Below are 14,424 nucleotides of genomic sequence, written 5' to 3' on the forward strand. Positions count from 1 at the left end.
TCACAGTTGGTTCGTCTCCCGGTTCTTCTCCTGCTTCGTCTGCTCGATACCGGCCGGGACGTAACCGGTCTGACCCTTCTCCGCGAGCTGCTTCAGGTGCTCCTGGTACGCCTCGGGAGAGACGACCTTGACGTTGAAGAGCATGCGGGAGTGGTCGGTACCGCAGAGCTCGGCACACTTGCCCATGAAGATCCCCTCCTTGTTGGGGGTGACCTCGAAGGCGTTGGTGTGGCCCGGGATGACGTCCAGCTTCATCAGGAACGGCACCACCCAGAAGGAGTGGATGACGTCGCGCGAGGTGAGGACGAAGCGGACCTTCTCCCCCTTGGGGAGGACGAGGGTCGGGCCGGGGTTGTTGTTCTCCGGGTTCCGGGTGCCGGGGACGCCGAAGTCGTACACGCCGCCCGCGTTGGCCGGGAAGTCCTCCTGGAAGCGGTCCGGGATGGCCGCGAGGTTCTTGTCCTTCTTCGCGTCGCCCGTGGAGCCGGGGACCTGCTCGATGTAGTTGAAGGCCCAGGACCACTGGTAGCCGACCACGTTCACCACGTGGGCGGGCTTGTCGTCCAGCTTCAGGAGCTTCGACTCGTCGCGCGCGGTGAAGTAGAAGAACACCGAGACGATGAGGATCGGAACCACGGTGTACAGGGCCTCAAGCGGCATGTTGTACCGGGTCTGGGGGGGAACTTCGACCTTGGTGCGGCTGCGCCGGTGGAAGAAGACACTCCACAGGATCAGGCCCCACACCAGCACGCCGACGGCGAGCGCGGCGGCCCACGAGCCCTGCCACAAAGAGAGGATGCGGGGCGCCTCCTCGGTGGCCGGGCTCGGCATACCCAGGCGGGGGAAGTCCTTGTATGTGCAACCGGTGGCGGTCGCCAGGACCAGGCCCGCAGTCAGTGCCTGCAGCAGCTTCCGCCGCATCGGGCGCCGCGGCGAGCGGTCGGAGCCGTTGGGACTCACGTAGCGCCTTCCCGAGAGTCTCGCCCGCGCGGTCGGCTGCGGCCTTCTCGCTGGTCGGTCGCCGCCCTGCGGCGGGCAGGGGTTTGGATGTTTATGCGGACCAAACCCTACTGGACGCTATTTGGGGTCGCGCGGGGAGGGTGCCCAACGCGCCGTTCGACTCCCCGAAGGGGTGGTGCGCTGCTGGTCGGAGCCCCGGAGGTCAAGCGGAAGACGCTGTTCCAGGCCGGATCGGAGCGCGGGATCGGCCCCGGGCGCGGCCCTTCTGACGCCCCCTCCGCAAGCCGCCCGCCGACACGGGGCGCCTCCCCCGTTCGGCGGGCGCCCCGGCCCGGTGGGGGCGGGGGTTACGGTACGGGCGTGTCCTACTTCGACGCCGCGTCCTCCGCCCCGCTGCACCCCGTCGCCCGCCAGGCCCTCCTGGCCTCGCTGGACGAGGGGTGGGCCGACCCCGCCCGGCTGTACCGCGAGGGCCGCCGGGTCCGGATGCTCCTGGACGCCGCCCGGGAGGCGGCGGCGGAGGCGGTGGGCTGCCGACCGGACGAGCTGGTGTTCACCCCTTCGGGGACCCGGGCCGTGCACGAGGGGGTGGCCGGGGCCCTGGCCGGCCGGCGACGGGTGGGCGACGGGCTGCTGGTCTCCGCGGTCGAACACTCCTCCGTCCTGCACGCGGCCGAGGTCCACGAGGCCGCGGGCGGCCGGGTGACGACGGTCCCGGTGACCCGGACCGGGGCGGTGCGGGTGGACGCCTATGCCGAGTTGCTCCGCCCGGACACCGCACTGGCCTGCCTCCAGTCCGCCAACCACGAGGTGGGCACCGAGCAGCCGGTGGCGGAGGTCGCCGAGCGGTGCCGGGCGGCCGGGGTGCCGCTGCTGGTGGACGCCGCGCAGTCGCTGGCCTGGGGTGCGGTGCCCGGAGAGTGGTCCCTGCTCACCGGCAGCGCCCACAAGTGGGGCGGCCCGGCGGGCGTGGGGGTGCTGGTGGTGCGCAAGGGGGTGCGGTTCGCCCCGCGCGGGCCGGTGGACGAGCGGGAGTCGGGGCGGGCGCCCGGCTTCGAGAACGTGCCGGCGATCGTGGCAGCCGTCGCCTCGCTGCGGGCGGTGCGGGCCGAGGCCGCCGCGGAGGGCGCCCGGCTGCGGGCGCTGACCGCCCGGCTGCGGGAGCGGGTGGCGGCCGAGGTGCCCGACACCGAGGTGGTGGGGGACCCGGAGCACCGGCTTCCGCACCTGGTCACCTTCTCCTGCCTGTACGTGGACGGCGAGAGCCTGCTGGGCGAGCTGGACCGGGCCGGGTTCTCGGTGTCCTCGGGCTCCTCGTGCACCAGCAGCACCCTGACGCCCAGCCACGTGCTGCGGGCGATGGGGGTGCTCAGCGAGGGCAACGTCCGCGTCTCGCTGCCGGTGGGCACGGACGGGGCGGACGTCGAACGGTTCCTGGCGGTGCTGCCCGGGGTGGTGGAGTCGGTGCGCGGACGGTTGCGCGGGACCGATCCCGACCCGTCCCCGGCCGGCCCGCCGGTGGAGGAGCTGGTGGTGGACGCGTTGGGGAAGCGGTGCCCGCTGCCGGTGATCGAGCTGGCGAAGGTGATCGACCGGGTGCCCGTGGGCGGTGCGGTCGTGGTGCTCGCCGACGACGAGGCGGCCCGGCTTGACATCCCCGCCTGGTGCGAGATGCGGGGACAACGGTACGCGGGCGAGTCCCGCACGGAGCGGGGGTCCTCCTACCGGGTGGTCCGACTGGTGTGAACGGGGTGCGGTGCCGGGCCGGGGCCCGGCACCGCGTCGTTCCCGGGGCCGCCGTTCAGGGGCAGCGGAGGTGCGACCGCACCTCGTTCGCGGCGTCCTCGCCGTACGCCTTGGTGAAGCGGTCCACGAAGTGGACGCGGCGCAGCTGGTACTCCTGGGTGCCGAGGGTCTCGATGACCAGGGTGGCGAGCATGCAACCGACCTGGGCCGCCCGCTCCAGGCCGACGCCCCAGGCGAGGCCGGACAGGAAGCCGGCGCGGAAGGCGTCGCCGACGCCGGTGGGGTCGACCTTGGCCTCCTCCTCGGGCACCCCGACCTCGATGGGGTCGTGTCCGACCCGCTCGATGCGGACGCCGCGGGCGCCGAGGGTGGTGACCCGGTGGCCGACCCGGCCGAGGATCTCCTCGTCGCTCCAGCCGGTCTTGGCCTCGATCAGGCCCTTCTCGTACTCGTTGGAGAAGAGGTACGTGGCGCCGTCCAGCAGGACGCGGATCTCGTCGCCGTTCATCCGGGCGATCTGCTGGGAGAAGTCGGCGGCGAACGGGATGCCGCGACTGCGGCACTCCTCGGTGTGGCGGAGCATGCCCTCCGGGTCGTCGGCGCCGATGAGGACGAGGTCGAGGCCTCCCACCCGGTCGGCCACGGCCTTGAGCTCGATGAGGCGGGCCTCGCTCATGGCGCCGGTGTAGAAGGAGCCGATCTGGTTGTGGTCGGCGTCAGTGGTGACCACGAAGCGGGCGGTGTGCAGCACCTCGGAGATGCGGACCGACTCGGTGTCGACCCCGTGCCGGTCGAGCCAGGCGCGGTACTCGTCGAAGTCGGCACCGGCGGCCCCGACCAGGATCGGCCGTGCACCGAGCTGACCCATGCCGAAGGCGATGTTGGCGCCGACGCCGCCGCGACGGACGTCGAGGGCGTCGACGAGGAAGGAGAGGGAGACCGTGTGCAGTTGATCGGCGACGAGTTGCTCGGCGAACCGTCCGGGGAAGGTCATCAGATGGTCGGTGGCGATGGAGCCGGAGACTGCGATACGCACGGCGGGGCGCTCCTGGGGGAACTGGGGGGCGGCTGGAGGGGCCCGCGTACGGTGCACGGCCCGGGGCCCGAAAGTGAACACTTCACGCTACCCGGTCGTCGCAACGGTCCGAACCACCCGAAAGCCGGAAAATTACCTGATAGTAGGGCTTCTTTCGTGCGGTTCCGGACGCCTACCGTTTCCTCATGGCCGATCTCCCCCTCCCCGACCGCTCCCCCCACGACCTCGAAGGCGGTCTCGCCGCACTCCGCGGCGACTGCGCCCGGATGGCCCCGCACTGGCGACCGGAACCCCGGTCGGCGCCACCGCCGGCGCGGGCGCTGACCGGAGTCGTCGTCCCGCCCTCCGCCGCCCGGCTGCTGGACGCGATGTTCGCCGCCGGGTTCCCGCGCCACGGGGGGTGACACCCGGGAGGGTGACGTCCCGCGTCGGCGGGGAACCGTGCGCCCTCCGCCCGCGTCCCATCGGCGTCCGCCGGCCGGTGGACGAGGGCCAGAACCGCCCGCGCTCCTTCGCGCGGATGCGGCGCAGGCGAAGGAGCGATGCGGTGAGCAGCAACCCAGTCGGCCCGGTCACCCCCGACGACACCGTGCGTCGACGCGCCCCCCGGCGTTCCCGGGTCACCGTCGCCGCCGTCACGACGGCGGTACTGGTCGCAGGCGGCGGCACCTACTGGGCCGTGGCCGCCGGCCAGGGCGGCGGGGCGGACCGGACGGCCGCCTCCGAACGGAACGGCGACCCCCCGCCGTTGGCCTTGGACGACCATCCGGTCCGTGCGGGTTCACCGGGGATCGCGCCCGGGGAGCCCGACCCCTCGGGCGGGCGGTACCGGGCGCGCGGGGCCCTGCCCGAGGGCCCGAAGGCCGCGGCCGTCCACCGGCCGGACGGGCCGGTCGGACGGGACCGGGTCGGCCGGTTGGCGGCGGCCCTCGGGGTGGCGGGCGAGCCGGTGCGCGAGGGCGACGCCTGGCGGGTCGGGACGGCGGAGGCCGGCACCGGCGCCTCCTTGCAGGTCGCCGCGGGCGGGGCCGGGGCGTGGACGTTCACCCGGAACGCGACGGATCCGCACTGCGCGGCGGTGACCCGGTGCGCCACCGAGGAGCAGCCCCGTGCGCCGCGGGTGCCGGGCGGTTCCGCGGAGGTGGAGCCGATCGACGAGTCGGGGGCCAAGGCCGCCGCGGCACCGGTGCTCAAGGCGCTCGGCCACGGCGGCGCGAAGCTGGACGCCCGGCAGCTGATGGGGACGACCCGGGTGGTGAACGCGGCGCCCGTGGTGGACGGCCGACCCACCTTCGGTTGGTCGACGGGGCTGCGGATCGGTCCGGGCGGCGAGGTCGTCGGCGGGAACGGGCAGTTGGCTCCGCTGGCCCGGGGCGCGAGCTACCCGGTGATCAGCGCGGCGAAGGCGCTGGCGCTGTTGAACCGGACGGCCGGACGGCCGGTGGGGATCGGCGGCTGCGCCACCGCGGTGCCGCACCGTGAGGACACCACCGCGTCCTGCCCCGAGGGCGTGAAGGCGCCGGCGGCGAAGCCGCTGCCGGTGACCGGTGCGGAGTTCGGGCTGGCCTCCCAGCTCTCCGGGGGCGCTCCGGTGCTCGTCCCGTCCTGGCTGTTCGAGGTGCGCCCGGAAGGTTCGGACGAGCCGTACACGGTGACCCATCCGGCCGTCGCCCCGGAGCACCTGGTCACGGGCCCCGCCGTACCGCCGGCCGGCCCGAGGACCCCGGCCCCGGGGCTCTCCGTGCCGGCCCCGTCGAAGGGGGCGCCGGTCTCCCGGGACACGGAGGTCGGCTGGTACGAGGTCGCGGGCACCCGGCGGGACCGACTGGTGCTGCACTTCACCGGTGGGGTCTGCGGTACGTACGAGGCGACGGCGCGGGCCCGTGGCGACGAGGTGGTGGTGCGGGTCACGGAGACCGTCGAGGACGGGCGGATGTGCGTGGCCCTGGCGAAGTACTACGAGATGACCGTGGAGCTGGACGGGCCCCTCGGGGACCGGAAGGTCGTGGACGACCGGGGTGCGCCGCTGGCGGACCGGGCTCCGGCGGGCTGGCCGCGGCAGGCGGAGGAGGCCCCCTGACGCGCCGCGGGACGTGAACGCGGTGGTGGCGGTACCCGGACGGGTACCGCCACCACCGCGTTGGGGCGACCGGACGCGCCGCACGGGGCGGCGGGCCGGGCTCGGCTCAGCTGAAGGAGTCGCCGCAGGCGCAGGAGCCCGTGGCGTTCGGGTTGTCGATCGTGAAGCCCTGCTTCTCGATGGTGTCGACGAAGTCGATGGAGGCGCCGACGAGGTAGGGGGCGCTCATGCGGTCGGTGACGACCTTGACCCCGTCGAAGTCCTTGACGACGTCGCCGTCGAGGGACCGCTCGTCGAAGAAGAGCTGGTAGCGCAGGCCGGAGCAGCCGCCGGGCTGTACGGCGACCCGCAGGGCCAGGTCGTCGCGGCCTTCCTGGTCGAGCAGAGCCTTGACCTTCGCCGCGGCGGCGTCGGACAGGATGATGCCGTCGGTGGCGGTCGTGGTCTCGTCCGATACGGACATCTACATCTCTCCCGGGTTGTACGGAGACTGCTTGCCGACGTAACAACCGGCGGGGCTGCGGATTCATTCCGGGCCCGGGTGCGTCTTCGGCATCGCGCCTTGCGCTTCCCATGCTCGCACACGGACCGGCGGGGCGGCCATGCCCGCAGGGGCGCTCCGCCACCGCCCCGGTCAGCGGACCGCGGGGGCGGCGAATTGAGGAACGTCCCTGGTCCGGGGGGTGGCGCGGACCTCGGAGCGAATGCGTCACATTGACACGAGGGCCATCGTCAAACTGACGTGAAGCGGTTATGATAGATAACGTCAAAACGACGAAAAGGGGCCTCCGGAGTCGGGTCAGTCCGCCCGGGGGCCACCTGCGAGCCGCCGGGGGTCAGACCCCGCAGAGAAAGGGTGCGTGATCGTGACCACCGCCCAGCCCCTGGACGTCCAGCCCAGCCCCCTGGCGCTGCTGCTGCTCGGCCGGGAGGCCGATCCACGCAGCGAGCGCGGGGTGGAGTGTCCCGGTGACCTGCCCTCGCCCTCCGACCCGGACCTCGTCGAACGGGCCCGGGCGGCCAAGGAGAAGCTCGGCGACAGGGTCTTCGTCCTCGGGCACCACTACCAGCGCGACGAGGTCATCCAGTTCGCGGACGTCACGGGCGACTCCTTCAAGCTGGCGCGCGACGCCGCGGCCCGGCCCGAGGCCGAGTACATCGTCTTCTGCGGTGTGCACTTCATGGCGGAGTCCGCGGACATCCTGACCGGAGACGACCAGAAGGTGGTCCTGCCGGACCTGGCCGCCGGGTGCTCCATGGCCGACATGGCCACCGCGGAGCAGGTCGCCGAGTGCTGGGACGTGCTGACCGAGGCCGGCATCGCGGAGCGCGTGGTGCCCGTCTCGTACATGAACTCCTCCGCCGACATCAAGGCGTTCACCGGACGGCACGGGGGCACCATCTGCACCTCGTCCAACGCCCGGCGGGCACTGGACTGGGCCTTCTCCCGGGGCGAGCAGGTGCTGTTCCTGCCCGACCAGCACCTGGGGCGCAACACCGCGGTGCGGGACCTGGGGATGTCCCTGGAGGACTGCGTCGTCTACAACCCGCACAAGCCGGGCGGCGGGGTGACCCCGGAGCAGCTGCGGGCCGCCAAGATGATCCTGTGGCGGGGCCACTGCTCGGTGCACGGACGGTTCTCGCTGGAGTCGGTGGCGGACGTCCGGGCCCGGATACCCGGGGTGAACGTGCTGGTGCACCCGGAGTGTCGGCACGAGGTCGTCGCGGCGGCGGACCAGGTGGGGTCGACCGAGTACATCATCAAGGCGCTGGAGGCGGCGCCGGCCGGCTCGAAGTGGGCGATCGGCACCGAGCTGAACCTGGTCCGGAGGCTGGCGAATCGTTTCGCTCCGGAGGGCAAGGAGATAGTCTTCCTCGACAAGACGGTGTGCTTCTGCTCGACCATGAACCGGATCGACCTGCCGCACCTGGTGTGGGCGCTGGAGTCGCTGGCCGAGGGCACCCTGGTCAACCGGATCTCGGTGGACCCGGAGACCGAGCGGTTCGCCAAGCTGGCCCTGGAGCGGATGCTCGCCCTCCCGTAGCCGCCCGCCGCACCGCACGACGGACGACCCCCCGGCCGTTCCCGGCCGAGGGGTCGTCCTGTGCGTCGTCCGACGGGTCAGACGCGGACCGGCTCCGGGGAACCGGCGTCCTCGGACGCCTCCGGGCCGGCCGGGCCGCCGCGCTTGGCCGCGCGCTTGGCCTGCTTGCGCTCCTTGCGGAGCTCGACCATCGCGTACAGCGTCGGGACCAGCAGCAGGGTCAGCAGCGTGGAGCTGATCAGACCGCCGATCACGACCACGGCCAGCGGCTGGGCGATGAACCCGCCCTCACCGGTGACCCCGAGGGCCATCGGGAGCAGGGCGAAGATCGTCGCGAGGGCCGTCATCAGGATCGGGCGCAGCCGGTGCCGGCCGCCCTCGATCACGGCCTCCACGACCCCGTGGCCCCGGGCCCGGTACTGGTTGATCAGGTCGATCAGGACGATCGCGTTGGTGACCACGATGCCGATGAGCATCAGCATGCCGATCAGCGCGGGCACGCCCATCGGGGTGCCGGTGACGATCAGCAGCCCGAGCGCGCCGGTCGCCGCGAACGGGATGGACACCAGCAGGATCAGCGGCTGGACCAGCGACTTGAAGGCCGCCACGAGCAGCATGAACACGATGGCGACGGCCGCGAGCATGGCGAGGGCGAGGGAGGCGAACGCCTCCTCCTGGTCCTCGGAGACCCCGCCGATGGTGGCGGTGGCGCCCTCGGGCAGCTCCAGTTCCTTGAGCTTCGTCTGCAACTCGGTGCCGACCGCGCCGGTGTTGTCGCCGGTGGGACGGGCCGTGACGGTGGCCGAGCGCTGGCCGTCGATGCGGGTCATCGAGACCGGGCCGTCGACGAGTTCGACCTTCGCGAGCTCGCCGAGCCTGGCCGGGCCGACCGGCAGGTCCTTGAGCTCCTGGAGGGTGTCGGCGGGCTTCGCCGAGCGGATCACGATGTCGCGCTCGGTGTCGTCCAGGACGGCCTTGCCCGAGGGGGTGCCGCGCACCGCCTGGGCGACGACCGCACCGAGGGCGGCCTCGTTCAACCCGGCCCGGGCGGCCTTCTCGGTGCCCTTCACGGAGATCCGCGGGACGGACTGCGCCAGGTTGCTCTGCACGTCGGTGACGTCGTCCAGCTTCGCGACCTCGGCACGGACCTGCTCCGACGCCGTGCGCAGCACCTCGGGGTCGGCCGCCTTGACGACCACGCTGAGGTCCTGGGCGCCGAAGCCGTCACCGGCCGAGATGGTGGTGTCGCCGATGTCGGAGAGGCCGCGCAGGCCCTTCTCGATGCGGTCCTGGGTGGCGTCGAAGTCGGCGTCCTCCACCAGGCCGACCTGGTAGGTGGCCTGGTTGGTGTCGGTGCTGCCGCCGAAGGCCGCCATGAAGCCCGAAGAGCCCACGGTGACCTGGTAGTTCTTGACGCCGTCGACGCCGTCGAGCATCTTCTCGACCTTGCGGGCCGCGGCGTCGGAGGCGGCCAGACCGGTGCCCGGGGCGAGTTCCTGCCGGATGGTCAGGACCTCCTGCTCCCCGGGGTCGAGGAAGTTGGTCTTCAACAGCGGGGCCATGCCGAAGGTGGCCAGCAGGACCACCACCGCGATGCCGAGGCTCACCAGACGACGGCGGGTGGCGAACATCAGGACGGGCACGTACGAGCGCTGGAGGCGGCTCTTGGCCTCCTTCTCCTCCGCCTGGCGACGGGCCTGTTCGGCGTCGACCCCCCGGACGGCCTTCGGCGGCCTCAGGAACCAGTACGACAGCACCGGGACCACCGTCAGCGACACCAGCAGCGAGGCGAGCAGGGCCGCCGTGATGGTGAGGCTGAAGGAGGAGAAGAGTGCGCCGACCATGCCGCCGACGAGCCCGATCGGCAGGAACACGGCGACGGTGGTGAGCGTGGAGGAGGTGACCGCGCCCGCGACCTCCTTGACCGCGGTGAGGATGGCCTCCTTGCGCTCCTCGCCGTAGCCGAGGTGCCGCTTGATGTTCTCCAGCACCACGATCGAGTCGTCGACGACCCGGCCGATGGCGATGGTCAGGGCGCCCAGGGTGAGCATGTTGAGCGACAGGTCACGGCTCCACAGCACGATCAGCGCGAGCACCACGGAGAGCGGTATGGACACCGCGGTGACCAGCGTGGAGCGAAGGGAGGCGAGGAAGACGAGGATGACCACGACCGCGAAGAGCAGACCGAGGGCGCCCTCGGTGGTGAGGCCGTCGATCGCCTTGGAGACGGCCGGGCCCTGGTCGCTGACCACGGTCAGTTCGGCGCCCTCGCCGAGGTCGGCGCGGAGGTCGGGCAGGGCCTTCTCGACCGCTTCGGAGATGGCGACCGAGCTGCCGTCCTGGTCCATGGTGACCATGACCGCGAGGCTGGGCTCGCCGTTGGTGCGGGTGAGCGAGTCCGCCTTCGCGGGCTCCTGCTCCACGGTGGCCAGGTCGCCGAGCCGGACCGGCTTCTTGACGCCCTCCCCGGTCACCACCAGGTCCTGGATCTGACGGAGGCTGGTGAAGCCGCCGCCGACCTGGACGGTGCGGTTGGCGCCGCCCTCCTCGAAGGAGCCCGCCGGGACGGTCGCGCCGCCGGCCTGGAGCGCCTGGCCGAGCACCGCCGCGCTCACCCCGGCCGCCGCCATCTCCTTCTCGTCCGGGGTGACGGTGACCTGGAGTTCGCGGACGCCGTCGACGGCGACCTGGCCGACTCCGTCGATCTCCTTCAACTCCGGCAGCACCGTGCGTTCCAGCTGCTCCTTGAGGGCCTGCTGGTCCCGGTCGGCCGAGGCGGCCAGCACGACGGTGGGCATGTCGTCGGTGGAACCGGCGATGACCTGCGGGTCGACGTCGGCCGGCAGCAGCGCGCGGACCCGGTTCACGGCCTGCTGGACGTCGGCGACGATCCGATCGGAGCCGTCGCCGTAGTCGAACTGCGCCATCAGCACGGCGTTGCCCTCGCTGGCGGTCGCCGTGATGCCGGTGATGCCGTCGACGGCCTCGATGCCGTCTTCGAGCGGCTCGACCACCTGCTTCTCGACCACGTCCGGGGAGGCACCCGGGTACGGGGCGATGACGGAGACCATCGGCAGTTCGATGGAGGGCAGGAGCTGCTGCTTGAGTTGGGGGATCGCGAGGGCGCCGAAGACCATCGCGATGATCGACACCAGCCCGACCAGGGCGCGTTGGGCAAGGCTGAATCTCGACAGCCAGGACATGGGTGGAGGCTCTCTTCTGTGGCGGGAACACAGGCCCGCGACGGCGCGCGGGCGCGACGGGAGGCGGCTCTACACCCCCCACCACCACCCTGGCCCACGGCAGGAGGAACGTTCCTCGCTCCCAGGTGCCTTTCCTTATGCCGGGCATACTGCGGGTGTAGTACGCGGGCTACACCTTGCGGGGTAGGAACGCGGGCGTTGCCGCGCGGCTCAGCCGCGGGGCCTCACCAAGCCCGATTCGTAGGCGATGACCACGAGTTGGGCCCGGTCCCGCGCGCCCAGCTTGGCCATGGCCCGGTTCACATGGGTCTTCACGGTGAGCGGCGAGACCTGGAGCCGCTCGGCGATGACGTCGTTGGAGTGGCCGCCCGCGACCTGCACGAGCACCTCGCGTTCCCGGCCGGTGAGCGCCTCCAAGCGCTCCGAGTGCGCGTGCCCGGACGCCCCGGAGTCGTCACCCTGGGCCAGGAACCGCGCGATCAGCCCCTTGGTCGCGGTCGGGGACAGCAGCGACTCCCCGGCGGCGACCAGTCGTATGGCGCCCAGGAGTTCCTCCGGCTCGGAGCCCTTGCCGAGGAAGCCGGAGGCCCCGGCGCGCAGCGACTGCACCACGTACTCGTCGACCTCGAACGTCGTCAGCATCACCACCCGCACCCCGGACAGCTCGGGGTCCCGGCAGATGGCCCGGGTGGCGCTGAGCCCGTCCGTGCCCGGCATGCGGATGTCCATCAGGACCACGTCGGGGCGGGTCCGGGCGGCGGTCCGGACGGCCTCCGCGCCGTCGGACGCCTCCCCCACCACCTCCATGTCGGCCTCGGACTCCACGAGGACCCGGAACGCGCTGCGCAGCAGGGCCTGGTCGTCGACGAGCAGTACCCGGATGGTCACGGCGCCTCCCCCGTCTCCCCCGCGCCGGAGCCGGGGCGGGTGTCGACCGGCAGGATCGCATGGACCCGGAACCCGCCCCCGTACCGGGGACCCGCGGTGAGGACGCCGCCGAGCGCGGTGGCCCGTTCGCGCATGCCCAGCAGGCCGTGGCCGCCGCCCGGGCGGTCGGGGTGCTCCGGCGGGGCGGCGGCTTCGGCCGTGACGGTGGCGTCACGGGAGCCGTCGTCGAGCACGGTGACCTCGATGTGGGGTCCCACCCGCACCACGCTCACCTCGGCGCGGGCCCGGCCCCCCGCGTGCTTGCGCACGTTGGTGAGTGCCTCCTGGACGATCCGGTACGCCGCGAGGTCGACCGCCGCCGGGGGCTTCCCGCCCCGGTCGCCGCGGGCCACCTCCACGGTCAGCCCGGCGTGCCGGAAGGTGTCGACGAGCTCCTCCAGCCGGTCCAGTCCGCTGATGGGCTCGGTGGGGGCCGTGGGGTCGCCGCTCTGGCGCAGCAGCCCGACCGTGGCGCGCAGTTCGTCGAGGGCCGACCGGCTGGCCTCCCGGACGTGGGCCAGCGCCTGGGCCGCCTGGTCGGGCCGCTTGTGCATGAGGTGGGCGGCCACGCCCGCCTGGACGTTGACGAGGGCGATGTGGTGGGCGACCACGTCGTGCAGGTCGCGGGCGATGCGCAGGCGTTCCTCGGCGACCCGTCGACGGGCCTCCTCCTCGCGGGTGCGCTCGGCGCGCTCGGCGCGCTCCCGGATGGCGTGGATGTAGGCCCGGCGACTGCGGACCGCGTCGCCGGCCGCCGCGGCCATGCCCGTCCAGGCGAACACGCCCACGTTCTCCTGGTGGTACCAGGCCAGGGGGCCGGCCACCATGGCCACCCCGGTCAGCGCGGCCATGGTGAGCAGGCCGACGCGCCAGGTGGTGGGCCGGTCGGTGCGGGCGGCGACGGTGTAGAGGGCGAGCACGGCGGTCATCGCCACCGGCGAGCGCGGGGAACTGAGCGGAGAGCTGAACAGCAGCTCGACCTGGGTCAGCGCGACGGTGATCCACAGCACCGGGAGCGGGGCCCGGCGCCGGAACGCCAGGGCGGTGGCCGACAGCGGCATCAGCACCAGGCTGAGCGGATCGGGGGTGCGGGTGTTCCACTCCATGGGGCCGAACCGGGCGTGCGGACCGTACGGGTTGAGCACGGCGAAGCAGAGCATGAACGCCAGCACGACCAGCGCCAGGGCCGCGTCGGCGACCGCGGGGCGGGCCCGGAGGTACCCGCGCACCGCCCTGGCCCGCTCGACGACGGCCGCACCGGGCGACGGGTCCGGAACGGCCCGACCGCGGGCGCGGCCGACCAGCGGTCGGGGTAAGGGGCGGGACGGTGGCATCAGTTGGGAATCAGGCCCTCGTCCGTCAGCAGGGCCCGGATCTCGTCCAGGCCGGCGTCCGGGGAGGGCAGGATCAGCTCGGACGGCTCCAGGGAGTCGTCGGGCAGGGGCGTTCCCACCTCCCGCACCCGGTCGAGGAGGGCGGTGAGCGTCCGCCGGAACCCGGGGGTGTCGCCGCTCTCCAGCTCGGCGAGCAGCTCGTCGTCCAGGGCGTTCAGCTCGGTGATGTGGCTGTCCGCCAGTCGTACCTGGCCCTCCCCCATGATCCTTACGATCATGACGCCCTCCTCGGCGTGTGTGCGGCCGGACCTACTGCTTGTCGAAGCGCGGGGCCTCCCGCTGCGGCTGCTGGTTCCCGGCGCCCTGTTGGCCGCCCTCGATGGCCGTCTGCGGGGCGCTGCCCCCGGCCAGCTCGGCCTTCATCCGCTGGAGTTCCAGCTCCACGTCGGTGCCGCCGGAGATGCGGTCCAGTTCGGCGGCGATGTCGTCCTTGGCGGTGCCGGTCGGGTCGTCGAGCGCGCCCGAGGCCAGCAGTTCGTCGATGGCGCCGGCCCGGGCCTGGAGCTGGGCGGTCTTGTCCTCGGCGCGCTGGATCGCCAGGCCGACGTCGCCCATCTCCTCGGAGATGCCGGTGAACGCCTCGCCGATGCGGGTCTGGGCCTGGGCGGCGGTGTACGTGGCCTTGATGGTCTCCTTCTTGGTGCGGAAGGCGTCGACCTTGGCCTGGAGCCGCTGGGCGGCCAGGGTGAGCTTCTCCTCCTCGCCCTGGAGGGTCTGGTGCTGCGTCTCCAGGTCGCTGACCTGCTGCTGGAGCGCGGCCCGCCGGGAGAGCGCCTCGCGGGCGAGGTCCTCGCGGCCGAGCGCCAGCGCCTTGCGGCCCTGGTCCTCCAGCTTGCTGGACTGGCCCTGGAGCTGGTTGAGCTGGAGCTCCAGGCGCTTGCGGGAGGTGGCGACGTCGGCGACCCCGCGCCGGACCTTCTGGAGCAGCTCCAGCTGCTTCTGGTAGGAGTAGTCGAGGGTCTCGCGCGGGTCCTCGGCCCGGTCAAGGGCCTTGTTCGCCTTCGCGCGGAAGATCATCCCCATACGCTTCATG

Annotated in this window: 12 protein-coding genes; 4 read left to right on the plus strand and 8 right to left on the minus strand. The window is 72.8% G+C overall.

Translation table 11 applies throughout. The annotated features are described in order from the left end of the window. Positions 1 to 960, minus strand: coding sequence for an aa3-type cytochrome oxidase subunit II (ctaC, locus tag ACSMX9_RS05725; protein ID WP_351242376.1), 960 nt, complete (start codon positions 958 to 960; stop codon positions 1 to 3). Positions 961 to 1,320: 360 nt separating this feature from the next. Between ctaC and ACSMX9_RS05730 the strand changes: the two genes are divergently transcribed. Then, entirely contained in the window at positions 1,321 to 2,706 is a 1,386-nt protein-coding gene (locus tag ACSMX9_RS05730; protein WP_445400464.1) for a cysteine desulfurase/sulfurtransferase TusA family protein, read from the plus strand. Between the two features lie 55 nt (positions 2,707 to 2,761). Here the strand turns inward: ACSMX9_RS05730 and ACSMX9_RS05735 are convergent, their stop codons facing one another. Further along, on the minus strand, positions 2,762 to 3,742 hold the full coding sequence (locus ACSMX9_RS05735) for a carbohydrate kinase family protein (protein WP_445400466.1): 981 nt from the start codon (positions 3,740 to 3,742) through the stop codon (positions 2,762 to 2,764). Positions 3,743 to 3,927: 185 nt separating this feature from the next. On the opposite strand from ACSMX9_RS05735, the gene ACSMX9_RS05740 reads away from it, so the two are divergent. Together ACSMX9_RS05740 and ACSMX9_RS05745 are read left to right on the plus strand one after the other, a co-directional pair. Then, a complete protein-coding gene (locus ACSMX9_RS05740) occupies positions 3,928 to 4,146 on the plus strand; it encodes a hypothetical protein (RefSeq protein ID WP_366114424.1) in 219 nt (72 codons plus the stop codon). A 143-nt stretch (positions 4,147 to 4,289) separates the two neighbouring features. Further along, positions 4,290 to 5,822 carry a hypothetical protein gene (locus ACSMX9_RS05745; RefSeq protein WP_445400468.1) on the plus strand — a complete coding sequence of 511 codons (1,533 nt, stop codon included), beginning with the start codon at positions 4,290 to 4,292 and terminating at the stop codon, positions 5,820 to 5,822. 106 nt (positions 5,823 to 5,928) lie between these two features. On the opposite strand, the gene erpA is transcribed toward ACSMX9_RS05745, so the two are convergent. Then, on the minus strand, positions 5,929 to 6,285 hold the full coding sequence (gene erpA / locus ACSMX9_RS05750; protein WP_351242366.1) for an iron-sulfur cluster insertion protein ErpA: 357 nt from the start codon (positions 6,283 to 6,285) through the stop codon (positions 5,929 to 5,931). 403 nt (positions 6,286 to 6,688) lie between these two features. Here erpA and nadA point away from each other — a divergent pair, with 403 nt between their 5' ends. Next, positions 6,689 to 7,867, plus strand: a complete 1,179-nt coding sequence (nadA, locus tag ACSMX9_RS05755) for a quinolinate synthase NadA (protein ID WP_445400470.1) — start codon at positions 6,689 to 6,691, stop codon at positions 7,865 to 7,867. Between the two features lie 77 nt (positions 7,868 to 7,944). Here the strand turns inward: nadA and ACSMX9_RS05760 are convergent, their stop codons facing one another. From ACSMX9_RS05760 to ACSMX9_RS05780, 5 genes are all read right to left on the minus strand, one after another. Beyond that, positions 7,945 to 11,070: an efflux RND transporter permease subunit gene (locus ACSMX9_RS05760; protein WP_445400472.1), complete on the minus strand. Its 3,126-nt coding sequence runs from the start codon at positions 11,068 to 11,070 to the stop codon at positions 7,945 to 7,947. A 210-nt stretch (positions 11,071 to 11,280) separates the two neighbouring features. Continuing rightward, complete coding sequence (locus ACSMX9_RS05765) at positions 11,281 to 11,958, minus strand: response regulator transcription factor (RefSeq protein WP_351242360.1); 678 nt, start codon at positions 11,956 to 11,958, stop codon at positions 11,281 to 11,283. Beyond that, positions 11,955 to 13,331, minus strand: a complete 1,377-nt coding sequence (locus tag ACSMX9_RS05770) for a sensor histidine kinase (RefSeq protein WP_445400474.1) — start codon at positions 13,329 to 13,331, stop codon at positions 11,955 to 11,957. The genes ACSMX9_RS05765 and ACSMX9_RS05770 overlap by 4 nt, the downstream gene beginning before the upstream one ends. Then, entirely contained in the window at positions 13,331 to 13,609 is a 279-nt protein-coding gene (pspAA, locus tag ACSMX9_RS05775) for a PspA-associated protein PspAA (protein WP_351242358.1), read from the minus strand. Before pspAA ends, ACSMX9_RS05770 begins: the two co-directional genes overlap by 1 nt. Positions 13,610 to 13,640: 31 nt before the next feature. Next, a complete protein-coding gene (locus ACSMX9_RS05780; protein WP_351242357.1) occupies positions 13,641 to 14,423 on the minus strand; it encodes a PspA/IM30 family protein in 783 nt (260 codons plus the stop codon). Position 14,424: the final 1 nt, after the last annotated feature.

The organism is Streptomyces sp. LE64 (genome assembly GCF_052606915.1).